Here is a 24,897-nt window from a genome sequence, read left to right on the forward strand (position 1 = left end):
CCTAGAAATCGGCGACCTTGCCCCAGGCCGAACCATCGAAGCGCCCCGGATCGTAGGATGTCGCATCGACCATCGGCTCCGACCCGGTCACCAGATCGGCGACGAGGTGCCCGGCGCCGGGTCCAATGCCAAAGCCGTGTCCCGAAAACCCGGCAGCCAGGAAGAAACCCGGAATGGTCTGGATCTCGCCAATGGCGGGCACGCCGTCCGGTGTGCTGTCGACGTAGCCGGCCCAGGCCGCGCTGATCCTGGTCTGGCGCAGTGCCGGCAGCAACTCGAGCGCGCGGGCATGGGTCAGGCGGATCGTCGCCTGGTCCGGAGCCGGGTCGAGGATGCGCGTCCGCTCCATCGGCGTCGGCCGGTCGAGCCGCCAGCGCCGCAGCGTTTCGTGGCCCGAACGCATGCCTTGCAGCCCGCCGGGCCCGAGGCTGCGCCAGCGCTTCAGAAACATCGGCAGAAATTGCGAGGAGAAACGCAGTTGCTGGGGCGTGACGTCCAGACGGCCACGTCCGCTTATGGCGATCGTATAGCCACCATCGCTGCGACGCGTGGCCGAGATTTTTGCCGTGTGCAGCGCATCCGGCAGGCCCTGCGCGCCGGGGGAGATGGACAGGATGGAGGATCGGATCGATGCCTGCGGAAAGCGGAAACCGAGCTGATGGCAAAACGAGGAGGCCCAGGCGCCGCCGGCCAGGACCGCCAGCTTCGTGCGGATTGTTCCGTTTTCCGTGATCACGCCGCTCAGACGCCCGCCCTCGGTCTCGATGCCGCGCGCGGCGCAATTCTGGTGCACGCTGCTCCCGAGCTTGAGGATAGCGCGGGCGACCGCGGGCGCAGCCTGCGATGGATCGGCGATGCCATCGGCTGGCGAGAAGACGCCGCCCTTCCAGGTCCGGCCCGTGGCGTGGCCTCGCCCACTGGCCTCCGCGCTGTCAAGCATATGCGTGGTGACACCGGCCGTGCGGGCGAAGTCACGCCAGCGCGCCCAGCCGGCCAGTTCCGCCTCGTCATTGCTGAGATAGAGCAGTCCGCAGCGTCGGAAGCCGGTATCCTCGCCGGCTTCCGCGGCAAAACGCTCCCAAAGATCGAGGCTTCGCGTCGCCATCGGCAGCTCGCGGGCATCGCGGTTCTGCTGGCGGCACCATCCCCAGTTTCTGCTGGATTGCTCGGCGCCGATGCGTCCCTTTTCGACAAGCGCGACCTGCATGCCGCGCCTTGCCAGATAGTAGGCGGCGAAGACACCGACGATGCCACCGCCGATCACCACCGCGTCCGCGGACTGGGGCAGTTCGACAGATGTCTCGATTTGCTGCAGCGGCGCGGGCATGGTCTTCTCTGCTTCGACGCTCCAATCTAGCGCTTTGCGCAGGCAGCCGCTGCTGCAGTTGAGGCCGAGGCAGAATTTTATTCTGGCAGCTCGGTTAAAAACGCGAGTCGCTGCGTTTTAAAGCGGTGTCCGCTTGGATGGACAGGCCGGCGGGCTGTGGTAGTGTCAATGGTTGTTGGTATGGCAGCATTTTATGCTGTGGCATGCGTTCCTCGGAGACGGCCGTGAAACTGGATCGGATCGACATCAGAATTCTTCACGAATTGCAGAAGAACGGCCGCGTCACCAATGTGGAACTGGCTGATCTTGTGCATCTGTCGCCGAGCCCGTGCCTGATGCGGGTCAAGAAATTGCAGTCGGAAGGCTACATCGAAGGCTATTCCGCGCTGATCAATATCGGCAAGCTCGGCGAGACGCTGACCGTGTTCACCGAAATCACCCTGAAGAACCACCGTCAGATTGACTTCGCCCGCTTTCTCGCTGTCGTGGAGAAGATCGAGCAGGTCATCGAATGCCATCTTGTGTCGGGCGGCTACGACTATTTGATGAAATTCGTGACCTCCGGCATTAGTGAGTATCAGACGATCATGGAGCGACTGACCGACATGGATATCGGCATCGACAAGTATTTCAGCTTCGTGGTGCTGAAGTCTCCCATCGTCAAGGCGCACATGCCGCTGCCCAGCCTGTTTCCGATGTAGTTCGAGCAATTCCAGGAAGTGTGAAACGGTTTTCCTGGGAAAAGCGCTCAGCGCTTTCCCTTTGGAATTGCGTCAAAAACAAAGAGATTGAGCGGTTCGCCTTTTCCGTGAAACGGTGAACCGCTCTATCGGTGCCCGTACTGGCTGACGAGTTCGGGGTCGCGGACGAGGCCGTCGAGCCAGGTCGGGTCAAGCTTCGGCACGGAGGAGAACAGAAGCTTGGAATAGGGGTGGGTGGGCGCCTTGAGCTTGTCGGGCGTGATCTGCTCCACCCGCTCGCCGTTATACATGACCATGATCTCGTCGCAGATGGCCTCGACGACGGAGAGGTCGTGGCTGATGAAGATGTAGGAGAGTCCCAACTCGCGCTGCAGCTCCTTGAGCAGCTCGATGACGGCCGCCGCCACCACCGTGTCGAGCGCCGAGGTGATTTCGTCGCAGATGATGAGCTTGGGGTCGGCCGCCAGCGCGCGCGCGAAGTTCACCCGCTGCTTCTGGCCGCCCGAAAGCTCCGATGGATGACGGTAGCGCAGCGTCTTGGGCAGGCGCACCATGTCGAGCAGTTCATCGACGCGCTTCGAGCGCGCCTGCCGGTCGAGCCGGTGATAGAAGGCCAGCGGGCGGGAGATGATGTCCTCCACCGGTTTGGCCGGATTGAGCGCGGTATCGGCATATTGGAATACGATCTGCATCTCACGCAGCTGGTCCTGGTTGCGTTTCCCCGCGGCGCGCTCCAGTTGCTTGCCGTCGAAGACGATATCGCCGGCCGCCGCCGGATGGATGCCTGCAATGACGCGTGCCAGCGTCGATTTTCCGCAGCCGGATTCGCCGATGATGCCCAGATTGCGCCCTTTCTCGACGATCAGGCTGACGGAATCGACCGCGCGGATAAGCGGCAGTCCATCATCCCGCACCGGGCCGTAGCCGGCTGTAACATTGTCGATGCGCAGCAGCTGTTTGGTCCCGGCATCCACGTCCGCATGTGCTTGCCGCGGCTTCGGTTCGACGGCGGCCAGCAGTTCGCGCGTATAGGGGTGCTGGGCGGCCGAAAGGATTGCCGCCGTGGTGCCGGTCTCCTGCACTTCGCCGCCTTTCAGCACCACGATGCGATCGGCAATCTGGGCGACGACCGCGAGGTCGTGGGAAACATAGACACCAGCTATCCCGCCCGCCCGCATGACCGACTTGAATGCCTTCAGCACGTCGATCTGCGTCGTCACGTCGAGTGCTGTCGTCGGCTCGTCGAAGATCATCAGCTTGGGGTCGCCGATGAGCGCCATGGCCGCCGCCAGCCGCTGCAATTGCCCGCCCGAAACCTGATGCGGATAACGCGCGCCGATCTCTTCCGGGTCCGGCAGCGACAAGGCCCGGAACAGCTCGACCGCGCGCTGGCGCGCCTGCTCGGGTGGCATCAGTTTGTGGATGCGCGTGACCTCGATGACCTGCTCCATGATCGTGGAGGAGGGGTTGAACGAGGCGGCGGCACTTTGCGGAACATAGGCAATGTCGGTGCCGCGTAGCCTGGCGCGTTCCTTTTCGGAAAGGGCAGCCATGTTCTTGCCGTCGACATTGATCTCGCCGCCGACGATCCGGCAGCCGGGCCGCGCATAGCCCATGAGCGAGAGCGCTACCGTCGTCTTGCCTGAGCCGCTCTCGCCGATCAGGGCAACGATTTCGCCGTCGGCGATGTCGAAGCTGACGCCCTTGATGATCTCGACAAGCCGTCCGGCGTCGGTCTTCGCCTCGACCTTCAGGTTCCTGACCTCGACGAGATTGGTCATGCGTCCCGGTCCCTGATCTTCTGCGGCAGGTTGTCGATCAGCAGGTTGACGCTGATTGTGAGGCTGGCGATCGCTAGCGAGGGCACGATGACGGCAGGGGCAGCAAAAGGCAGGGCGCCGATGTTCTCGCGCACCAGTGCGCCCCAGTCGGCGAGCGGCGGCTGCAGGCCGAGCCCCAGGAAGGAGAGGCCGGAGAGCAACAGCACGATGAAGACGAAGCGCAGGCCGAAGTCGGCAAGCACCGGGCGGATGATGTTGGGTAGGATCTCGGACCCGATGAGATAGAAGGTGCTCTCGCCACGGACGCGTGCGACGGTCATGAAGTCCATGGTGTTGATGTTGACGGCGAGCGCCCGCGCGAAGCGGTAGGCGCCGGGGATGTAGATGACGGCGAGCGTCAGTATCAGCACCGGGATCGACGAGCCGACCGCGGCGACGACCACAAGGCCGAACAGCTTGCTGGGGATGGAGTTCATGGCGTCCAGGAAGCGGCTGAGGCAGGTGTCGAGCCAGCCACCGGTGACGGCCGCGATCATCCCCAGCACGACGCCCGAAACGCAGGCAATGCAAACGGCGGCGAGCGATATGCCGACGGTGTAGCGGGCGCCCATCAGAACCCGCGAGAGCATATCGCGCCCCAGATAGTCCGAGCCGAGCCACAGTCCCTGGCGCATCGGGCCGAAATAGTCGTCGTCGACGATGTCGCCGATCGAATGAGGAATGACGTAGGGCGCCAAGATCGCGACGAGCGTCCACGCCAGGATGACCAGCCCGGCCACGACGCCGACGAGGCTGTAGCTGTGGCCCAGGAAGGACCGTCGGAGGGTTGTCGCGCGCGCCATCATCATCTGAGCCTCGGGTTGGACATTATGGCGACGATGTCGGCGCCGGTGATGAGGAAGAGATAACCGAGGCAGAAGATCATCGCGCAGCTTTGGATCAGCGGCAGGTCGCGGGTCGCGACCGCATCGACCATCAGCTTGGCGATGCCGGGATAGTTGAAGATCGTCTCGACGATGATGACGCCGCCGACCAGATAGGACAGCGAGAGCGCGACCGCGTTGACGATTGGCCCGAGAGCGTTCGGAAGCGCGTGCCTGAGGACCATGCGGCTGCGCGAGGCACCTTTCAGAAGCGCCATTTCGACATAAGGCGTCGAAAGCGTTTCGATCACCGCGGCGCGGGTCATGCGGATCATCTGGGCGGAGATGACGAAGGTGAGCGTGATCACGGGCATTGCATAGATGCGCACGAGGTCGGTCAGCGTATGCGCCTCGTTCACCGAGGACAGCGCCGGCAGCCATTTTAGATAAACGGCGAAGAGCAGGACCGCGAGGGTCGCGACCATGAATTCCGGCACCGAGATGATGCCGATCGAAAGAATGGTGACGGTGCGGTCATAGACGGAGCCACGCAACGTCGCGGCGGTGATGCCGAGCGTCAGCGCCAGCGGCACCGAGAGCAGCGTGGTGATGCCCGCGAGTTTCATGGTGTTGACCAGGCGCCCGCCGATCAGTGTCGCGACCGGCATCTCATTGGCGTAGGAGGTGCCGAGGTCGCCGTGGAGCAGTCCCACAAGCCAGAGCAGGAAGCGCAGGATCGCCGGATCGTTGAGATGCATGGCCTCGCGCAGGCCGGCGACCGCCTCGGGAGTCGCCGCCTGGCCGAGCAGGATAGAAGCGGTGTCACCAGGCAGCATGCTGGTGGCGAAAAACACGGCGAACAGCACGATCAGAAGCGTGATGGCCGCAATCCCCAGCCGCTTCAGCACCAGGTTTAGAACCCGAGACGTCATGGAAGCGCTCCCAGCGGTTGTTCGGCCAAGCAATCTTGCGCAATGCAGTGCCGGGGGCCGGCCGACCGGCGCCCCGGCAGGCTTCTCCTAGGCTTCGAGCCAGAGATGTTCCGCCATTGCGTAGCCCATCATGCCACCGAGCGGGTTCGCCTCCAAACCCTTCACCTTGCTGGAGAGGGCATCCACGTTGGAAATGTAGGCCGGGATGATGGTGCCGGCCTCCTCGGAGACCATAGCCTGCATCTGGCCGTAGATCTCCTTGCGCTTGGCCTGGTCGAGCGAGCCGCGCGCCTCGATGAGCATCTTGTCGAACTTCTCGGACTTGTACTGGCTTTCGTTCCACGGCGCGTTGGAAGCGTAGAGGAGCGAGAACAGGATGTCCGGCGTCGGGCGCGGATTGATGTTGCCGAAATGGATTGGCGCCTTCAGCCAGTAATTGTCCCAGTAGCCGTCGGCCGGGACGCGCTGGACATCGAGCTTCATGCCGATATCCGCGCCGGCGGCCTGGATGATCACCGCCATGTCGATCGACGAGGTCGCGGCGTCGGAAGCGATCACCGGGATGGACTGGCCAAGCAGGCCCGCCTTGTTGAAGTGGAACTTCGCCTTGTCCGGGTCGAAAGCCTTCGGCTTGACGTCGGGATTGTGGAAGATATTCGCCGGCGAGACGGGCTGGTCGTTGCCGATTTCGCCGAGGCCGCGCAATGCCGATTTGACGATCTGCTCGCGGTTGACGAGATACTTCATGCCGGCCACGAAGTCGGCCTTGCTGCCCGGATCCATGTCGAGCCGGATGTTGAGGTCGGTATAGTTACCCGAGGTGGTCTTCGACAGCTCGAAGCCCTGCTGGCCGCCGATGAGCTTCATAGCACGCGGATTGATCGAGGCCGCAAAATTGATGTCGCCGGAAAGCAGGGCGTTGACGCGGGCGCTGTCGTCGCTGATGGCGATGAACTCGAAGGAGTCGAGATAGGGCTTGCCCGACTTCCAGTAGTTCTTGTTCTTGGTGACCACCGAACGCACGCCCGGTTCGAACGTTTGCAGCACGAAGGCACCGGTGCCATTGCCCTTGGAGAAGTCCGTGGTTGCGTCCTGGACGATCATGAAATGGTGCAGCGCCAGGATGGTCGGCAGGTCGGCATTCGGGTCGGCGAGCGTGATTTCGACGGTCGACTTGTCGACCGCCTTGAAGCCGGTCATCTGCGCGGCGATCTTGGCGACCTTGGAACCGACCGCCGGATCAAGATGGCGCTTGAGCGAAAAGACCACGTCGTCGGCGGTGAGGTCCTTGCCGTCGTGGAAGGTGACGCCCTTGCGCAGCTTCACGGTCCAGGTCTTGGCGTCCTTGCTGTCGAAGCTTTCAGCCAGCTCCATCTGCGTGACGCCATCCTTGTCGAGGAAGGTCAAGCGGTTGTAGAGCGAGCAGCAGCGGACATAGTCGGTGGAGAGCGATGCCTTTGCTGGATCGAGCGTGTCGGCGGTCGACGACGACCAGCCTGCGGCCTTGAAAGTTCCGCCGGAAACCGGCTCGGCGGCGACGGCATTGGTGGCGCGGCCGAGCACCAGGCTGCCCGCGGCAACCGCGGCGCCGCCGGCCAACAGCATCTTGAGAAGTTCGCGGCGGCTTGCGCCCCGGCGGATGGCGTTTTCGACCATGGCATCGTCTGCGCTGGTCCAGTTCGTGATCTTGTCGGTCATGGTATTCCCCTTTCTGGTTGTTTGGTCGGGATGCTCGTCTTGTCGCGGCTTTCCGGGCTTGGGCTCAGATTCGTTCCTTCAGGCTTTCCCGCACGGCCGCCGCCAATGCGGCCATTGAGGTGAAGTGGTAGTCCGGCGCGGTGAAGCGCTCCGGCTCAATCGTACCGCCATAGCCCTTCTGGGCGTGCCGGCGTTCGATCCAGCAGTTGGTCAAGCCAAGCGCCCGCGATATGCCGATATCGTGATACTGGCTCTGCGCGACGTGCAGAATGTCGTCATTGCTGTCACCACGGGAGGCGACGAAATCGAAGACCTTCTGGAAGAACGCCGGATCCGGTTTCTCCGTTCCGGTATCGTCGGCGGTGAAGGTGGCGAAGAAGGGCGATCCGAGCTGCTTCTCGAAATGGTCAAGCGCCCAACGCCGGGCATTGGTCATGGCAATCAGCTTGTGCGATTTCGCAAGCTCGGCCAATGCCGCAGCGCTGTCGGGGAAACCTTGCCAGGCGCTGGCGGAGTCGCGTAGGCGCACGCCATATTTCTCCTCGACCGGCAGGCCGAGTTGCGGCGCGATGACCATGTAGACACGTACGAGATCGTCGGGGAACAGGCCCGCATCGGGCATGTAGCGGGCCTGCCGATACAGGGCCAGCGCGGCTTCGCCATCGACGGAAACGCCAGCGTCGGCGGCAATCCCGGCCAGGCAGGTCGTGATGCCACCTTCGAAGTCAATCAGCGTGCCGACGACGTCGAAGGTCATGTATTTGAATTCGCTAAAGCCCCTGGCCAAGACTGGCTCTCCTCTGCGCGCGGCCGAATTGCATGTGCTGAACAGAACAAAATTCCGTGCTGTCCGGGGCATCGGCCTTTTTCAAAGGCCCGGAGATCCGGGCTTTCTGGCCTTGTCTTAACTGCAGTCTGGCACTTCCCCCGCGCTGGATTCGCCGAAAAGGCGTGAGGCGGCGGCACAAAATTGCGAAATCGTCTACCCCGGCGCTATTTTGAAACACGCGGCATTCGTCTCCCCTCATGCCAAGGCCTGGCGGACGTCGGGATCGTCCAGCGTCTGGTCGAGCGTCCGGCGCGTGCGCTCGATGATCGCGTCGATATCGCTGTCGGTGCAGCAGAGCGGGGGGGCATAGCCGAGAACCCCGTTGGCAAAGGCACGGATGATGAGGCCATTGTCCCACGCCCTGTCGAAGACGCGCCGTGCCGGCATGGCCGACGCCGGAAGCGGTGTTTTCTTCTGCTTGTCGACCACCAGTTCGATCGCGGCAAGCATGCCGCGACCGCGCACATCGCCGACGAGAGGGTGGTCGCTCAAGCCAGCCAGTCCTGCCATCAGGCGGGCGCCGGCCTTGATGCCATTCTCCAGAAGCCCGCCTTCATAGAGCTTCAACACCTCGAGTGCGACAGCGGCGCTGACGGGATGGGCGGAATAAGTGTAGCCATGGCCGACCGCCGAAGTGCCCGCGCCATCGGCGATGACGCCATAGACATGATCGGACATGAATACGGCGCCCATAGGCACATAGCCCGACGTCAGCCCTTTGGCGGTCGTCATGAAATCGGGAACGATGTCCTCCTCCGTGCAGGCGAACAGGGGTCCGGTGCGGCCGAAACCGGTGATCACCTCGTCGGCGATGAACAGGATGCCGTACTCCCTGCAGAGCTCGCGCATCGCCTTGATCCAGCCTTTCGGCGGGACGATGACACCGCCCGAACCCTGGATCGGCTCGGCATAGAAGGCAGCGACCCGCTCCGGTCCGATCGCCTCGATCTTGGCCTTCAGCGCGCCGAGCGATGCAGCGATGATCGCGTTGCCGTCTTCGCCCACCGGGTTCCGATAGGGATAGGGAGAAGGGATCTTGTGCTGCCATTCGAAGGGGATGCCGAAACCGGCGTGAAAGGCGGGGAGCGCGGTCAGGCCCGCGCCTACCACCGATGACCCGTGATAGCCCTGCTCGATCGAAATGAACTGGTCGCGTTGCGGCTCGCCCCTGGCGTTCCAGTAGTAGCGGACGAAACGGATGGTGCTGTCGACCGCGTCCGAACCTCCTAACGTGAAATAGACATGATTGAGGTCCCCGGGGGCGCGCTCGGCCAATTCCGAAGCGAGCCGGATGGCCGGCTCGGAACCGAGGTCGAAATAAGCGGTGGCATAGGGAAGCTCACGCATCTGTCGGGCTGCGGCCTCTACGATACTGTCGTGACCATAGCCGGCGTTGACGCACCATAGCCCCGCAAAACCGTCGACGAGTTGCTTGCCGGACGCATCGGTCACAGTCGCGCCCTTTGCCGATTTCAGCACACGCACGCCAAGCGCCTCGTGGCCACGATAGGAAGAGACCGGATGGATGAGATGGGCGCGGTCGAGTTCGATCAGGGAATTGGCGAGCATTGTTGTCCTCCGGACTAACCGAGCGCCTGGTTGGCGAGGGCGTAAACTTTTGGCCGGGCCTGTGCCGCGTCCTTCCTGGACGGACGGTCCATGGTCACGCCGCCGCCGACATGGGCGAGGCCGATTTCCCCGAGCCAATCGGCGATGCCGGTCCGGCTGTCGGTATCCACACGCAGGAAGGCGCCGGGGCGCGATGTGGCGAAGAAACTGATGAGTGCCCTGGCGTCCTCGACGTTTCCGGCGATGACCGGGCCGATCACCTCGCCGCGTCCGAACGGGCGGATCGCGGCATAGGCCTCGATGGCGACGCTGCGGCGGATGACCGCGAATTCGCCGCGCTCGGCCAGCGCATCGATCAAGGCTTCCCGGTCCGCGCCATAGGCCTCGCGGTCCATCGCCTTGATCGTCGGCAGATCATCGGCACTTGCTGCTTCCACGCCTTCAGGCGCGTCAAGCTCCGCGACTTTGCCCTGATACTGCAGAACGGTGCCAGAGGGTACGAAGCCCAGTTTCTCATAGAGAGGCATGCCGTCCGTCGTCGCTACCAGCCGCAACGGACGGTCCTCGGCAAGGGCGAATGCCTGTTCCATGAGCCGGCGTCCGAGTCCCTTGCCTCGCACATTCCTGTCGACGATCACCATGTTGATCATGGCGCAATCGGCGCCATAGGGCGTAACCAGGATGGTCCCGGTGACCTGGCCGTGGCTGTCGAGCGCGACCGCGCCGATTGAGAGCTGCAGCGCCATCTGCCAGTCCTGCGGGCGATGCGGCCAGTTCTCCTGACGAGAGAGCGCTACGGCGCCCTCGATATGGTCCGGTGCGAAGGTCCGGATTTCGATCTCGTCCTGTTGCATGAGGCATCCTTCCGTTTGAAGCCAAGTCTCGACTATCGGCGCGCCGCAGATCGTCTGAAGGCGTTGGTTTCGGCGGTATCTTTCGCCGTAGCGCGAGGGGTGCGCCGCATCTTGTGCTGGCACCGGCCGCGATGAGTGCGCTTTAGATCGCGAAAGGCGCACTGATTGGCCGCCAAGATGCTACAGCATGCCAAACCCGATGGCGGATACGGAACTTTCTGCTTTCGGGAGGCTCATTTCGGTCAGGTGGCTGGTCGCATGCCGGCTTATGATGAAGTGCATCGCAACGCTTGTGTGCTTCCACCGGAGATCGACGGACATGGCTTCTTTCAGGCCCAAATACATCACCTTCGACTGCTACGGCACGTTGACCAATTTCCAGATGGCGGAAGCGGCGCGCGACCTCTACGGCAGCCGGCTCGACGAACCGCGTATGCAGGAGTTCATCAAGAACTTCGCGGCCTATCGGCTCGACGAGATCATGGGCGACTGGAAGCCCTATGCCGACGTCGTCCACAACGCGCTCGAGCGCGCCTGCAAGCGCAATGGGGTCGCCTTCAGCCCAGACGACGCCAGGATGGTCTATGAGCGTGTCCCGACCTGGGGCCCTCACTCAGACGTCCCGGCTGGCCTGGCGAAGGTCGCCAAGGAAATTCCGCTGGTCATCCTGTCCAACGCCATGAACGCGCAGATCATGTCCAATGTCGAGAAGCTCGGCGCGCCGTTCCATGCCGTCTATACGGCCGAGCAGGCGCAAGCCTACAAGCCCCGGTTCAAGGGCTTCGAATACATGCTCGACATGCTGGGCTGCGGCCCGGAAGATATTCTTCACTGCTCGTCCTCGTTCCGCTACGACCTGATGTCGGCACACGATCTCGGCATCAAGAACAAGGTCTGGGTCAATCGCGGCCACGAACCGGCCAACCCGTACTATGGCTATGTCGAGATACCGGACATTTCCGGTCTCCCGGGCGTGGTCGGGCTTTGAAACAGGCGGATTGCCGATGAAACTGGTCTCCTACTGGCACGACACTGCCCCTGTCTTTACCGGCGGGGCGCCAGGCCCGGTCGAGGGGCACTATGACGCCGTCATCGTCGGTGGCGGCTTCACTGGTCTCGCCGCGGCGCGCCAACTGGCGAAGGCCGGCGCGAAGGTGGCGGTGCTGGAGGCGGAGCGGGTGGGCTGGGGCGCATCCGGTCGCAATGGCGGGCACCTGAACAACGGCCTCGCCCACAGCTACCTCTCTGCCAAGGCGGAGCTCGGCAAGGAACGCGCGATCGCGCTCTACCGCGCGCTCGACGACTCCGTCGACACCATAGAGGCGCTGGTTGCCGAAGAGGGCATCGACTGCAATTTCCGCCGCGCCGGCAAGCTGAAGCTCGCCTCCAAGCCGCAGCATTTTGAATCAATCGCCCGCAACTTCGAAGCGCTCCATGCCGAGGTGGACCCGGATACGGCGCTGCTGTCGGCGGACGATCTCAGATCCGAGATCGGCTCGCCCTTCTATGGCGCGATGCTGTCGAAGAAGAGCGCCATGATGCATATGGGCCGCTATGTGGCCGGCCTCGCCAAGGCCGCCGCCGACCACGGCGCCGTCATCTACGAGAACGCGACGGTGACGGATCGGAAGCAGGTCGGCAACAAGCATGAGATCACCACCTCGCGCGGTCGGATTAGCGCCGACAATGTGCTGGTGGCCACCGGTGCCTACACCACGCCTAATTTCAGCTATTTCCGCCGCAGGATCATTTCTGTCGGCAGCTTCATCATCGCCACGCGGCCGTTGAGCGACGCCGAGATCGCTGCGACCATGCCCGGCAACCGGACATGCGTAACCTCGATGAATATCGGCAACTACTTCCGGCTTTCGCCGGACCGGCGCCTGATCTTCGGTGGCCGCGCGCGCTTTTCGGCGACGTCGGACCAGCGCTCCGATGCCAGGAGCGGACAGATATTGCAGGCGGGCCTCGCGGCGATCTTCCCGCAGCTCGCCAAGGTCGAGATCGACTATTGCTGGGGTGGGCTGGTCGATATGACCAAGGACCGTTTTCCGCGGGCCGGCTATCATGATGGGGTCTGGTACGCGATGGGCTATTCCGGCCACGGCGCGCAGCTTTCCACCCATCTCGGCATGATCCTGGCTGATGCCATGCTCGGCCGCGAGGATCGCAATCCGATGAAGGGGTTCGAGTGGCCTGCCATCCCAGGCTATTCCGGCAAGCCCTGGTTCCTGCCGATGGTCGGCCTCTATTACAAGGCGCTCGATCGGCTTCAGTGATCGTTTCGGCCGGGGCCGGGCCTCAGTCTTAGCTGAGCCCGCCCATATGAAAACTCTTCATCTCGAGATATTCCTCGATGCCGGCCTGCGCGCCCTCACGTCCAAGGCCGGACTGCTTGACGCCGCCGAAGGGGGTCACTTCCATCGAGACCGAGCCGGTGTTGAGCCCCACCATGCCGAACTCCAGCGCCTCGCCGACGCGCCAGGCGCGTTTCAGGTTCTCGGTGTAGAAGTAGGAAGCAAGCCCGTAAGGCGTGCCATTGGCCAGTGCGATCGCCTCCTCTTCCGACTCGAACCGGAAAAGCGGCGCGACCGGGCCGAACGTTTCCTCGGCGGCGAGCTGCATGTCCTTTGTGGCGCCGGTTAGCACCAGCGGCGCGACATACTGAGGACCGTCGGGCAATGCCGGCCTCGTTGTGATGATCGAAGCGCCCTTGGCGAGCGCGTCCTCGACATGGCGGTTGATCTTCTCGACCGCCGCCATGTTGATCATCGGCCCGATGGCGACGCCGGGCTGCGTGCCGGGGCCCACCGTCATGGCGTCGACTCGAGCAGTGAGCTTCGCAGCGAACGCGTCATAGACCCCAGCCTGGACAAGAATACGGTTGGCGCAGACGCAGGTCTGGCCGCCGTTGCGGAATTTCGAGACAAGCGCGCCCTCAACGGCGAGCTCGAGATCGGCGTCGTCGAAGACGATGAGGGGCGCGTTGCCGCCGAGTTCGAGGCTAAGCCGCTTCACGCTGTCGGCCGCACCGCGCATCAGCAGCGAACCGACCCGTGTCGAGCCGGTGAAGGAGATCTTGCGAACGGTCTCGTTCGCCATGATCTCGTTGCCGATTTCGGCCGGCATGCCGGTGACGATATTGATGACGCCGGCGGGGATGCCCGCCCGTTCGGCAAGCACGCCGAGTGCCAGCGCCGAATAGGGCGTGAACTCGGATGGCTTGATCACCACCGTGCAGCCTGCGGCCAGCGCCGGCGCGACCTTGCGGGTGATCATTGCGTTGGGGAAGTTCCACGGCGTGATGATGCCGCACACCCCGACCGGCTCCTTCAACACGATGATGCGCCGGTCCGGCGTCGGCGAGGGGATGGTGTGGCCATTGATGCGGCGTGCCTCCTCGGCAAACCATTTGACGAAGGACGCGCCGTAGCGGATCTCGCCTTTGGCCTCGTCCAGCGGCTTGCCCTGCTCGGTCGTCAGGATCAGGGCGAGATCGTCCAGATGCGCGAGCATCAGGCCATGCCAGGCCTCCAGCAGGCCAGCGCGCTCGGCGTTGGTCTTCTTCTTCCAGCCAGCATATGCGGACGCCGCTGCCTCGATGGCCGCCCGGGTCTCCGGACCGGCCATATCGGGCACCGTGCCGATGGCCGCTTGGGTCGCCGGATCGACGACATCGACCGTCTTTCCGGAAGCGGCCGCGACCCATTTGCCGCCGATCAGGCCGGCTTCGCGGAAGAGGTTTTTGTCTTTCAGGTTTTTCATCGAAAACGACCTTGCAATCAGGAGAGGGCTGCGACGACGGCGGCCGTGATGGCCTCCGTTCTGTCTTTGCCCGGCGTGGTTCCAATGCCGCGCGCGGTTGTCGCTTCGACCGCTTGCATGACCCGGCCGGCGGCGGCCGCTTCGCCGAGATGGTCGAGCATCATGGCGCCGGACCATATGGTGGCGATCGGATTGGCGATGCCCAGATGGGCGATGTCGGGCGCGGAGCCGTGCACCGGCTCGAACATGGACGGCGCCGAGCGGTCGGGGTTGATGTTGGCGGAGGCAGCGTAGCCGAGCCCGCCCTGGATCGCCGCGCCGATGTCGGTCAGTATGTCGCCGAACAGGTTGGAGGCGACGACCACGTCGAGGCTCTCCGGCGCCATGATCATGCGCGCAGCGAGCGCGTCGACATGATAGCTGGTGACGTCGACGTCTGGATAATCCGCCGCCAGCTTTCGCGTGATGTCGTCCCAGAACACCATCGAATATTTCTGCGCGTTGGACTTGGTGACCGAGGCCAGCTTGCGTCGACGCGACCGCGCCTGCTCGAAGCCGAAGCGCAGGATGCGCTCGACGCCGGCGCGGGTGAAGATCGAGGTCTCCACGGCAACTTCGTCCAGCGTGCCCTGATGGACGCGCCCGCCGGCGCCCGAATATTCGCCCTCGGTGTTCTCGCGGATGCAGAGGATGTCGAAGTTTTCCGCACGCAACGGTCCGGTGACCCCCGGCAGCAGGCGGTGCGGCCTTATGTTGGCATATTGCACGAACGCCTTGCGGATCGGCAGCAGCAGACCGTGCAGCGAGACGGAATCCGGCACCTCCGCCGGCCAGCCGACCGCGCCGAGAAGGATGGCGTCGAAGCCGCGCAAGGTCTCGATGCCATCCTGCGGCATCATGCGACCGGTCTCCTTGTAGAATTTGCAGGACCAGGGGAACTCCGTACCCGTCAGGGCAAAGCCGGCGTGTCTGGCCGCCGTCTCCAGCACCGTCCAGGCGGCGGTGGTGACATCGCGGCCGATGCCGTCACCGGGGATCAGGGCGATCGAATAGGACTTCATCGGCATCTCTTCACAGGCTGATCAGGACGCTTTTGGTCCTGCGGTTGGCGAGATAGGCCTCGCGGCCGAGGTCCTTGCCGATGCCGGAGCGCTTGTAGCCGCCGGTTGGCAGGATATGGTCGCGCGAGCGGCTGTAGCGGTTGACCCAGACGGTGCCCGCTTCGAGCTTGCGTGCGAAGCGGATGGTGCGGGAGAGGTCGGTGGTGAACAGGCCGGAAGCCAGCCCGTAAGTCGGATGGCTGGCCAGTGCCAGCGCCTCTTCCTCGGTCTCGAAGGTCTGCACGGTCAGGACCGGGCCGAAGATTTCCTCGATGATTGCAGGATTGGCCTGATCGACATTGGCGATCAGCGTCGGCTCGTAGAAATAGCCGGGGCTGTCCATGAAATTGCCACCGGTCAGGCATTCGGCGCCGGCCTCGACCGCGGCTCGCACGATGCCGTCGATGCGCGCCCGCTGCCGTTCCGAGATGATGGGCGAATACTGCGTCGTCTCGTCCCAGGTCGGGCCGGGTCGGGCCGCCTTCATCTGCTCCAGGATGGCGGCCGTCAGCCTGTCGGCGACACTCTTCTCGACGATCAGACGTGTGCCGGCCACGCAGGCCTGGCCGGCATTGAAGGTGACGCTGCCGGCGATCGCTATTGCTGCCTTGTCGAGATCGGCATCGGCAAAGACGATCTGCGGGCTCTTGCCGCCGAGTTCCAGCGTCATCGGCTTGACGCCGGTGCGGGCGACGTTCTCCATGATGGCCGAGCCGGCGCGGGTCGAGCCGGTGAAGGAGACCTTGGCGATGTCGGGATGACCGGTCAGCGCCGTGCCGGTTGTCTGGCCGTCGCCGAGCACCACGTTTATGAGCCCCGCCGGCAGGCCCGCCCTGATCGCGAGCTCTGCGATGCAGACAGCCGAGAAGGGCGTCATTTCCGATGGCTTCAGCACGACCGCATTGCCCGCGGCCAGTGCCGGGCCGAGCTTCCACCCGGCCATCGAGACAGGGAAGTTCCAGGGCGTGATCGCGCCGACCACGCCATAGGGCTCGCTCATGATCATGCCGAGGGTGGCATCGTCCGTGGGCACAAGCGCGCTGCCCTCCTTGTCGGCAAACTCGGCAAAGAAGCGGATCTGCTCGGCAGTTATGGCAATGTCGCCGGCGATGAGCTGGCCGACGGGCCGCGTCGAGCACAGCGCCTCGATCCTGGCCAGCGTTTCGGCTTCCGCCTCGATCAGGTCGGCCCAGGCCTGGAGCGCCATGGTGCGCTCGCGTGGCCGGACGCCGCCCCAGTTGCTGGTCTTCAGCGCCGCCTTGGCGTTTTCCACCGCACGGTCGACGATGTCTGTTCCGGCCACTGGGCAGGCGGTATATGACTTGCCGTCCGAGGGGCGGCGCATTTCAATCCCACCCTCGGCCGAGATCAGTTCCCCGCCGATGAAGTGGCCGACGGGAAGGGGGATGGTATCGGGATCGAAGCTCAGGCTCATGGCGCCACTCTCAGCTATTCTGAAGGAGCCTAGCGCGAGCAGGGGCGCAGCATGCACCGTTCGGCGATCAGTTGCGGATGATTGTTGCGTGCTGGCGATGAGGGACGGCAAAATCTGTTGCGGGGCCAACGCCTCACGCGGACGCCATTACCCTACCGTCACATAGATTTTACGCACTGTTTCGATGGTCTTCCAGACACCGGTGAAGCCGGGCTTCATCACGAAGCTGTCGCCGGCGCGGTAGGTCACCGCCTCGCCGCCATCGGGCGTGATTTCAATCACGCCGGTGAGGATGTGGCAGAACTCGAAAGTCTCGCCCTTGATCGAGCGTGTCTCCCCGGGCGTCGCCTCCCAGACACCGGTATGGACAAGGTCGCTCTTGGCGGCATCCTGCGCCCAGGTCTTGAAGGCGGGATCGCCGGCAATCAGCCGTTCGGGTAGCGCCTTGGATTCGCGCGGCGGGAAGGCAGGGCTGGTGTCGACGGTCTTGAGAAGGGACAAGGGATGGCCTTTCAGGTTGGGTTTCAATAGCCGCGCGAACGGTCGACGAGCCCGATGGGGTCGAGCCCGGCGTGGTAGCGCCTGATGTTTTCGATGACAGCGCGTGCGGCCGTCGCGGGCTGGGTGACGCTGGCGATATGCGGGGTCAGGATGATCTTCGGATGCGACCAGAACGGATGGCTCGTCGGCAGCGGTTCGGGATCGGTGACGTCGATCATCGCCGCCGAAAGTTGGCCGCGGTTGAGCGCGGCGAGAAGGGCTTCATGGTCGAGCTGCGGCCCCCGGCCCGTATGGACGAGCGCTGCGCCCTTGGGCAGCTTCGCAAACAGGTCGGCATTCAGGAAACCGCGCGTATCCTCGGTCAGCGGCAGCAGGCACACCAGTATGTCGCTGTCGGCGAGCATTTCCTTCAACCCGAGTTCGCCATGATGACAGGTCACACCCTCGATCTGCCGCGGCGTGCGACTCCATCCGGCGAGCGGGAAGCCGAAAGGCTTCAGGCGATCGAGAGCGGCCTGGCCGAGCTGTCCAAGACCAAGCATGCCGAGCCGGCGCGACCCGGCCTGGAGCTGCGGGATATCGTGCCAATCGCCGGCGCGTTGCTGCGCCAGATATTCCGGCAGGTTGCGATGCAAAGCGAGCACGGCAAGCGTCACATACTCCTGCATCATGCGCACGATGCCGTCCTCGACCGTACGCACGATCTTCACCTGTTCCGGTACAGTGGTGAGGCGGAACTGGTCCACGCCGGCGCCAAGGGAAAACAGGATCTCCAGGTTCCTGTAGCGCGCGAGGTCTTCTGGCGCGGTCCAGGTAATGAGATAGCGTACGGCGTCGGGATCGACCGTTGCGGCATCCATCGTGAAGGGGACGTCCGGCAGTTCCTTGGCGAAGGCGTCGGCAAAGACCGCCCCGCGCCGCGCGTCGGAATTGAACAGGAATGTCATTCCGGTTCCCCTTCAAGCCGCGCAGCGGGCGCCCAGCGCTTCGATCATCCGCTGGCAGGCAGTGAGTTCGCTGGCAAGAATGTATTCGTCCGGCTTGTGAGCACGACCGATGTCGCCAGGGCCGCAGATGATCGCATCGAAGCCGGCGGCCTGGTAGAGCCCGGCTTCGGTGCCGTAGCTGACGGCGGCGAGCGGCACCTCGCCTGTCAACTCGCGCAGCAGTCCCGCCAGTGCCGCGTCTTGCGGCAACGATAGCGCCGGATAGGCACTCATCGGCGTCCACTCGACCCGAAAGCCTTCGGCCGCAAGGGCCTCTGCCCTTGCCCTGACGGGCGCAAGCAGGCTGGCCGGGTCGATCCCGGGTATGGCGCGCGCCTCCAGGTCCAGCGTGCAGGTGTCGGGTATGATGTTGACTGACTGTCCGCCCCCAACCACACCGGCCTGCAGCGAAGAATAGGCCGGCTCGAAGGCGGAGTTGAACGGACCGTGCGTCAGCCGCTCGGCTTCGCTCACCGCCGCGCTCAGCGCTTCGGACATCGCATGGATGGCGTTGAGCCCGAGGTCAGGCCGTGAAGAATGGCCGGAGCGCCCTTTGATGGCTACGCGGGCGGCGGCCTTGCCCTTGTGGCCGCGTACGGCGCGCATGCCGCTCGGCTCGCCGACGATGACGCCGAGCGGTTTTGCGCAAAGGTCGGGGAGGCGGGCGATCAGATGCGGCACCCCGCGGCATCCCACTTCCTCATCGTAGGAGAAGGCGAGATGGATCGGTCTGGCGAGGCGCAGTCCAGCCAGCATGGGCACAGCCGCCAGCGCAGCGGCAAGAAATCCCTTCATGTCGGTGGTGCCGCGTCCATAGAGGCATTCGCCTTCCCGGCGCAGCGAAAAAGGGGCCGAGCTCCACTGCGGTTCGCCGGCGGGGACGACGTCCATGTGGCCTGACAGGATGTAGCCCGGGACATCGGCGGGGCCGATCGTCGCGAAAAGATTGGAACGGTCGCCTTCCGGCCCCGGCAGCACGGTGACCCGAGTTCCGTGTTCTGCGAGATGGGTCTCGATCCAGCCGGCGATATCGCCGTTCGGCTTGCCCGCGACCGATGGAAAGGCGACGAGACGGTCGAGGATGTCAAAGACGTCCATTCCAGCCCTCAAAGCATATCGGGTTCGCCGGGATCGGTGCCGTCGACCATGTTTGCAACATTGTCAGAAAGGATGTGCGCGTTCTGACGCGATTGCGTGCCGAAAGCGAAAGTGTTTCAGTTGAATCTTGCGTTCGCACGCGGCTTTCGAGCAAATCGTACCGGTCTGCTCGTTTAGCGTTTACGGGCAGGGTCGGTCGTCGGTGTGCCGCGCTCTAGTGCGGAAATCTTGCAGGGGCATGGAATTGAAGCCGTCCGGAAGCTTGAAAATCGACACCTTCTCAATGCGTATCGGCGACATCGAAGGCGTCGAACTGGACCGGTTGCACGCGCTCTCGCTCTCCGTGGGATGGCCGCATCGCGCCGAGGACTGGCAGTTTCTGCGTGAATCGGGGCACGGGTTGGTGGCGCTCGACGAGATCGGTCGGGTTCTCGGTTCGGCCATGTGGTTCGCGCATGGCGCCGATTTCGCCACCGTGGGAATGGTCATCACCTCGCCGCGCCTCCAGACGCTGGGGGCGGGGCAATGGCTGATGAAGCGGGTCTTCGACAAGGTCGCCGGGCGCGATCTGCGCCTCAATGCAACGCGCGCCGCAAGGCGGCTCTATCTCTCGCTCGACTTCCAGCCGGAGAAGACCGTTTATCAATGCCAGGGCATCGCTCGCATGCAGACGACGGGTAGGCCTGAAAATACTCGGGGCGACGTCCGGACTTTGGGCACAAAAGATATTCCCGCCGTGGTCGCGCTCGACGCGGCAGGATTTGGCGTGAGGCGGGCGGCGCTCATCGAAAAGCTTTTCGCTTACTCGGCCGGCTATGGTCTTTTCAAGGGCGATACACTGAGCGCTTTCGCGCTCTGCCGGCCGTTCGGGCGGGGCCATGTCGTGGGGCCGGTCGTGGCGGAAAGCGACGCGGACGCCGTGGCGATCGTGCGGCCGCACGTTGCCGACCATTCGGGGTCGTTCCTGCGCATCGACACCCACATGGACAATGGCGATTTCGCCGCCTTGCTGTCGCACAGCGGAATGCCGGTTTTCGACACGGTGCTGACCATGTCGATGGGCAAACGCCTCGCCGATTTTGCCGTCGGCGGCGCAGTTACGCCGGTGACCTACGCGCTTGCCAGTCAAACTCTCGGGTAGTTCAGTCCAGTACGCAGGCAGGCGCAGCTGTCCACGCCTTCGCAGGCACTCTTGTGGCGCTAGGAGAAGTACGGTTTCTGCAGCTATGCTGGACCAAAAGCAGCAGACCAAAGTGGATTGTCACAACCTTCGCAGCTACCCAAGGCATGCGCGCACCAATGTGGCGCATATCTAGTCAAGTTTTGACGATGAATGCGTCGCGAAACCATGCGGAACGATACGGGAAGACTTCTGATTTTGGCCCACGAAAAACTCAATGAAATCAACAAGCTTAGTACATCCTCCGGGCCCACCAAAACGACCGATTAAGTGGCTGATTTTTACGAGATTTTTCAAAGGGCCCACGACGTGGACTCGAACCCCCTCATTTCTGACCAAGCACTTATTGGTCACATGTCAAAAAAATGGTCTTCTTTTGCTATCCGATGTCAAGTTGGTCGTGTCGCGATAACGGTCGATCGCCGGACAGAGTTGTGTCGCCTATTGGCTGGGCGCACGCATTTCTCTGGTCGCGGTGAAGGTCAGCTTTGCGCCTCATTTCGGACGCTGAACTCGAAATCCTTATTACCCGAAAGCCGACATGGATTGCCGCTGACGTTGTCATTGCTGATCTGACAACGCTCAACAACCTGGCTCGATTGCGAACGCCCAGCGCTTACGATTGCCATATCCTAGCTGCCAACCGCTCGAGGCATGGTCTTGAGGATTGCGTGCAGCCCTTCATGCCCCAGGGAGGGTGCTGCCTGCGCTCAGATGTCGGGTTATTGCCGCCCGGGCGGCGTGCGACACTATTGTTCGAAAGGCTCTCCCAGCGATGCCACGCCGTTGAGCTTGAGCAGACGTCGGTTCGAAGAAATGATGCCCAGCACGACGATTGTCACGAGATAAGGCAGGCTCGATAGAAGTTGCGAGGAAACGTCCAGTCCGGTGGCCTGGGCCGCCAGGCTTGCCAGGGAGACGGCGCCGAAGAGGCAGGCGCCGAGGAAGATACGGCTGGTGAGCCAGGTGCCGAAGACGACGAGCGCGATCGCGATCCAACCGCGCCCGGCAATCATGCCATCGGCCCACAGCGGCGTGTAGACCACGGCCGCGTAGGCACCGGCGAACCCTGCAAACGCGCCGCCGAAAGCGACGGCGGCGAAACGCACGGCGATTACCGGATAGCCGAGCGCATAGGCCGCCTTGGGATTTTCGCCGACGGCGCGCACGACAAGGCCGGTCTTGCTGTAGACGAATACCGCCCAGATGGCGACGGTCGCGGCCAGCGAGAGCCACACGATGACGTCCTGGGCGAACAGGCCGCCGATGACCGGGATATCTGAAAGCCAGGGCAATGAAAGCTTCGGTAGGCCTTTGACCGTGAGGCTCTCATAGCTCTTGCCGAACAGTGCCGAGAGGCCTTGGCCGAGTATGCCTATGGCGAGTCCCACTGCGACCTGGTTCGCGCGGAGCCCCAGCGCGATGACGGCAAAGACAAGGGAAAGAGCCGCGCTGGCGAGGCCCGCGGCGAGGAAACCCAGGAGGTGACCGCCGCCGTGATAGACGATGATGAAGGCGACGACCGCCCCCATGGCCATCATTCCCTCTACGCCGAGATTGAGGACGCCGGCCCGCTCGGCCACCATTTCGCCCAGCGCGGCCAGAAGGAACGGCGTGGCCGCCGCCAGCATTCCGGCGACGATGAACTCGAGGGCATTCATGGAGTGCTTCCGTGAGCAGCATGGCGCCATTCGAGCCGGTATCGGACGAAGGCAATCGCGACGAGATAGGCGAGCAACAGGCTGCCCTGAAAGACCCGGACCGCGGCCACCGGCAGATTTGCCGAGACCATGGCGTTGTCGCCGCCAATATAGAGGGCCGCCATGAGCAGCGCGGAAAAAATGATGCCTATCGGGTGAAGGCCGCCGAGATACGCAACGATGATGGCGGCATAGCCGTAACCGGTCGAGATGGAGCGCTGCAATTGGCCGAGTGGCCCGGCCACCTCCGCCGCCCCGGCGAGGCCCGCCGCGAAGCCACCGATGAGGAGGGAAAGCCAGATCGCGCGTCCTTCGTTGAAGCCGGCGTATGCGGCCGCGCGCGGAGCAAGGCCGCCGACCTGCAGCTTGTAGCCAGCGAAACTCCTCTGCATGAAGACCCAGGCCGCGAGGGAGAACGCGAAGGCGATAAGCAGCGAGACGTTGACGCGGGTGCCGGGGATCAGGATCGGCACCGTCGCGTCGTACTGGAACATCACCGACTGTGGGAAGTTGAAGCCGGCCGGATCCTTCCAGGGACCTAGAAGCAGATAGTTGAGAAGTTGCGCGGCAACGAGCGCCAGCATGAGGGATACGAGAATCTCGTTTGCGTTGAGCCGCACGCGCCAGAACGCCGTGAGCGAGGCCCAAAGCGCGCCGCCCAGTGCGCCGAGGACGAGCATCGCAGGCCAAATCCACTGGCCGGTTGCCTGCGGGAGCCAAATGGGAATGGCCGACGCGAAGATTGCGCCGAGAATGAACTGGCCCTCGGCGCCGATGTTGAAGATCTTTGCGCGAAAGCCGATGGCAAGCCCCTGCGCAATCAGCAGCAGCGGCCCCATCTTGAGCAGGACTTCCGAGAACGAGGCCCAAGACAGGAAGGGCTCCAGAAGCATCGCTTGGAAAACGGCGACCGGATCGCGGCCCATCAGGAGGTAGAGCCCGAGATTGAGTAGCGTCGCCACGCCGAGCGCGGCTGGCGGGGCGACCAGCTTGATTGCAAGCGAGGCGTGTTCCCGGCGCACCAGAACGGGAAGGAACGGCCGGGACAGGGCGCTCATGCAGGAACCTTTTCGGCGGTTGAATGGGCGCCGATCATGTATCGGCCGATCTCCTCGGGTCTGGTGTCGCGGGTCACCAGCGGCTGGCTCAGCCGGCCCTGATGGATCACCTGGATCGCATCGCAAAGCTCGAACAGTTCCTCCAGTTCCTCCGAGATGACCAGGATGCCCATGCCTTCGTTGCGCAGGGCGACAAGGCGCTGGCGGACGGCGGATGCGGCGCCGACGTCCACGCCCCAGGTGGGCTGTGCGACAAACAGCAATTTAGGGGACAGCATGATCTCGCGTCCCACGATGAACTTCTGCAGATTGCCTCCCGAAAGCGCGCCGGCCTCCGCTTCGCAACCGGGCGTGCGCACGTCGTTTTGCCGGATGCAGTCCTCGGTGAAGGCTTTGGCACGGGCAGTGTCGACAAGGCCGCGTTTCAACAAGCCGAACGGATGGGCGGTCAGGAGGCTGTTGAGGACGAGAGACATCTCCGGCACCGCGCCGCGGCCGAGCCTTTCCTCCGGAACGAAAGCGAAGCCCAGCCGGCGGCGGGCCGCCGCATTGAGCGCGCCAACATCCTTTCCCATCATGTAGATGCGATCGGACTTCTCGCGCGGCAGCATCGTCTCGCCTGAGATTAGCGCGGCGAGCTCGCTCTGCCCGTTGCCCGAGATGCCAGCGATTCCGAGAATCTCGCCCGCCCGGACCGTCAGGCTGACGTCGGAAAGCTCGGCGGCGAAGGGATCGTCGGGCCGATGGTCGAGGCGGACGATTTCAAGGCGCTTTTCCCCGTCGGAATGTGCAATAGCCGGCATGGGCTTCGGCATGTCGCGGCCGATCATCATGCGGGCGAGGTCGTGTGCGTCGTGGCCGCGGGGATCCACATTTCCTGTGATGCGACCGCCGCGCAGGATGGTCGCGCGGTCGCATACCGCGCGGATTTCCTCCAGCTTGTGCGAGATGAAAAGAATGGACACGCCGCCGTCGCGCAGCCGCCGCAATGTCTCGAAAAGCTTCTCCACCGATTGCGGTGGCAGGACGGAGGTCGGTTCGTCGAGGATCAGGAGCTGCGGTTCGGTCATCAGGCAGCGGATGATTTCCACCCGCTGCCGCTCTCCAACCGAGAGCGCGTGCACATGAGCGAGCGGATCGACCTCAAGGCCGAAGTCGCGACCGAGCTTGCGGATGCCTTGCGCAAGGTCCGATTTCCTCCCGGGCACGACCAGCCGGACGTTCTCCACAACCGTCAGCGTCTCGAACAACGAGAAATGCTGGAAGACCATGCCGATCCCCTTGCGCCTCGCATCCGCCGGGGACGCGAGCGCAAGGGACTCTCCTTTCCAGATCGCTGTTCCCGCGTCCGGCTGCTCGACGCCGTAGATCAGCTTCATCAGCGTCGACTTGCCCGCTCCGTTTTCCCCGAGGATCGCATGGATCGAGCGCGGAGCCACATCCAGATCGATGCCTCGATTTGCATGGATCTGGCCGTAGCTCTTGGAGATGCCGCGCAGCGACAGCAGCGGGACGGTCAT

The 24,897-nt window shown here is 63.7% G+C and carries 21 protein-coding genes; 4 read left to right on the forward strand and 17 right to left on the reverse strand.

Features of this window, described 5'->3' with window-relative positions; translation table 11 throughout:
• Position 1: 1 nt before the first annotated feature.
• Positions 2 to 1,327, reverse strand: a complete 1,326-nt coding sequence (locus AC1DYC_RS27895; RefSeq protein WP_477410919.1) for an NAD(P)/FAD-dependent oxidoreductase — start codon at positions 1,325 to 1,327, stop codon at positions 2 to 4.
• 224 nt (positions 1,328 to 1,551) lie between these two features.
• Here AC1DYC_RS27895 and AC1DYC_RS27900 point away from each other — a divergent pair, with 224 nt between their 5' ends.
• Positions 1,552 to 2,028 (forward strand): Lrp/AsnC family transcriptional regulator, encoded by a 477-nt coding sequence (locus AC1DYC_RS27900; RefSeq protein WP_477410920.1) that lies wholly within the window; start codon positions 1,552 to 1,554, stop codon positions 2,026 to 2,028.
• Between the two features lie 125 nt (positions 2,029 to 2,153).
• Here AC1DYC_RS27900 and AC1DYC_RS27905 read toward each other — a convergent pair whose 3' ends face one another.
• The 7 genes from AC1DYC_RS27905 to AC1DYC_RS27935 form a co-directional block, all read right to left on the reverse strand.
• Positions 2,154 to 3,809, reverse strand: a complete 1,656-nt coding sequence (locus tag AC1DYC_RS27905; protein ID WP_477410921.1) for an ABC transporter ATP-binding protein — start codon at positions 3,807 to 3,809, stop codon at positions 2,154 to 2,156.
• Positions 3,806 to 4,657, reverse strand: a complete 852-nt coding sequence (locus AC1DYC_RS27910) for an ABC transporter permease (protein ID WP_477410922.1) — start codon at positions 4,655 to 4,657, stop codon at positions 3,806 to 3,808. The genes AC1DYC_RS27905 and AC1DYC_RS27910 overlap by 4 nt, the downstream gene beginning before the upstream one ends.
• Positions 4,654 to 5,604, reverse strand: a complete 951-nt coding sequence (locus AC1DYC_RS27915) for an ABC transporter permease (protein WP_477410923.1) — start codon at positions 5,602 to 5,604, stop codon at positions 4,654 to 4,656. The genes AC1DYC_RS27910 and AC1DYC_RS27915 overlap by 4 nt, the downstream gene beginning before the upstream one ends.
• 87 nt (positions 5,605 to 5,691) lie before the next feature.
• A complete protein-coding gene (locus AC1DYC_RS27920) occupies positions 5,692 to 7,302 on the reverse strand; it encodes an ABC transporter substrate-binding protein (RefSeq protein ID WP_477410924.1) in 1,611 nt (536 codons plus the stop codon).
• Positions 7,303 to 7,366: 64 nt separating this feature from the next.
• Complete coding sequence (locus AC1DYC_RS27925) at positions 7,367 to 8,059, reverse strand: HAD-IA family hydrolase (protein ID WP_477411038.1); 693 nt, start codon at positions 8,057 to 8,059, stop codon at positions 7,367 to 7,369.
• Positions 8,060 to 8,326: 267 nt separating this feature from the next.
• Positions 8,327 to 9,700, reverse strand: coding sequence for an aminotransferase class III-fold pyridoxal phosphate-dependent enzyme (locus tag AC1DYC_RS27930; protein ID WP_477410925.1), 1,374 nt, complete (start codon positions 9,698 to 9,700; stop codon positions 8,327 to 8,329).
• Positions 9,701 to 9,714: 14 nt separating this feature from the next.
• A complete protein-coding gene (locus tag AC1DYC_RS27935; RefSeq protein WP_477410926.1) occupies positions 9,715 to 10,554 on the reverse strand; it encodes a GNAT family N-acetyltransferase in 840 nt (279 codons plus the stop codon).
• A 319-nt stretch (positions 10,555 to 10,873) separates the two neighbouring features.
• On the opposite strand from AC1DYC_RS27935, the gene AC1DYC_RS27940 reads away from it, so the two are divergent.
• Both AC1DYC_RS27940 and AC1DYC_RS27945 read left to right on the forward strand, forming a co-directional pair.
• Positions 10,874 to 11,542 carry a haloacid dehalogenase type II gene (locus tag AC1DYC_RS27940; RefSeq protein WP_477410927.1) on the forward strand — a complete coding sequence of 223 codons (669 nt, stop codon included), beginning with the start codon at positions 10,874 to 10,876 and terminating at the stop codon, positions 11,540 to 11,542.
• 16 nt (positions 11,543 to 11,558) lie between these two features.
• Positions 11,559 to 12,833 (forward strand): NAD(P)/FAD-dependent oxidoreductase, encoded by a 1,275-nt coding sequence (locus tag AC1DYC_RS27945; protein ID WP_477410928.1) that lies wholly within the window; start codon positions 11,559 to 11,561, stop codon positions 12,831 to 12,833.
• Between the two features lie 28 nt (positions 12,834 to 12,861).
• Here the strand turns inward: AC1DYC_RS27945 and AC1DYC_RS27950 are convergent, their stop codons facing one another.
• From AC1DYC_RS27950 to argE, 6 genes are all read right to left on the reverse strand, one after another.
• A complete protein-coding gene (locus AC1DYC_RS27950) occupies positions 12,862 to 14,319 on the reverse strand; it encodes an NAD-dependent succinate-semialdehyde dehydrogenase (protein ID WP_477410929.1) in 1,458 nt (485 codons plus the stop codon).
• Positions 14,320 to 14,336: 17 nt separating this feature from the next.
• Complete coding sequence (locus AC1DYC_RS27955; protein ID WP_477410930.1) at positions 14,337 to 15,380, reverse strand: tartrate dehydrogenase; 1,044 nt, start codon at positions 15,378 to 15,380, stop codon at positions 14,337 to 14,339.
• Positions 15,381 to 15,390: 10 nt separating this feature from the next.
• Positions 15,391 to 16,854 (reverse strand): aldehyde dehydrogenase family protein, encoded by a 1,464-nt coding sequence (locus tag AC1DYC_RS27960; protein WP_477410931.1) that lies wholly within the window; start codon positions 16,852 to 16,854, stop codon positions 15,391 to 15,393.
• Positions 16,855 to 17,001: 147 nt separating this feature from the next.
• The gene (locus AC1DYC_RS27965; protein WP_477410932.1) at positions 17,002 to 17,355 is read right to left on the reverse strand and encodes a cupin domain-containing protein; all 354 of its coding nucleotides are present in this window, start codon (positions 17,353 to 17,355) and stop codon (positions 17,002 to 17,004) included.
• Between the two features lie 23 nt (positions 17,356 to 17,378).
• Positions 17,379 to 18,302 (reverse strand): 2-hydroxyacid dehydrogenase, encoded by a 924-nt coding sequence (locus AC1DYC_RS27970; RefSeq protein WP_477410933.1) that lies wholly within the window; start codon positions 18,300 to 18,302, stop codon positions 17,379 to 17,381.
• Positions 18,303 to 18,314: 12 nt separating this feature from the next.
• Complete coding sequence (gene argE / locus AC1DYC_RS27975) at positions 18,315 to 19,439, reverse strand: acetylornithine deacetylase (protein WP_477410934.1); 1,125 nt, start codon at positions 19,437 to 19,439, stop codon at positions 18,315 to 18,317.
• Positions 19,440 to 19,677: 238 nt separating this feature from the next.
• On the opposite strand from argE, the gene AC1DYC_RS27980 reads away from it, so the two are divergent.
• Positions 19,678 to 20,580: a GNAT family N-acetyltransferase gene (locus AC1DYC_RS27980; protein ID WP_477411039.1), complete on the forward strand. Its 903-nt coding sequence runs from the start codon at positions 19,678 to 19,680 to the stop codon at positions 20,578 to 20,580.
• A 788-nt stretch (positions 20,581 to 21,368) separates the two neighbouring features.
• Here the strand turns inward: AC1DYC_RS27980 and AC1DYC_RS27985 are convergent.
• Genes AC1DYC_RS27985 through AC1DYC_RS27995 form a run of 3 tightly spaced genes read right to left on the reverse strand, consistent with a single transcriptional unit; the run spans position 21,369 to position 24,897 of the window.
• Positions 21,369 to 22,280 (reverse strand): ABC transporter permease, encoded by a 912-nt coding sequence (locus tag AC1DYC_RS27985; RefSeq protein ID WP_477410935.1) that lies wholly within the window; start codon positions 22,278 to 22,280, stop codon positions 21,369 to 21,371.
• The gene (locus AC1DYC_RS27990) at positions 22,277 to 23,377 is read right to left on the reverse strand and encodes an ABC transporter permease (protein ID WP_353019018.1); all 1,101 of its coding nucleotides are present in this window, start codon (positions 23,375 to 23,377) and stop codon (positions 22,277 to 22,279) included. The genes AC1DYC_RS27985 and AC1DYC_RS27990 overlap by 4 nt, the downstream gene beginning before the upstream one ends.
• Positions 23,374 to 24,897, reverse strand: coding sequence for an ABC transporter ATP-binding protein (locus tag AC1DYC_RS27995; RefSeq protein ID WP_477410936.1), 1,524 nt, complete (start codon positions 24,895 to 24,897; stop codon positions 23,374 to 23,376). The genes AC1DYC_RS27990 and AC1DYC_RS27995 overlap by 4 nt, the downstream gene beginning before the upstream one ends.

The sequence above is a fragment of the Mesorhizobium sp. P2_E7 genome (genome assembly GCF_056403855.1).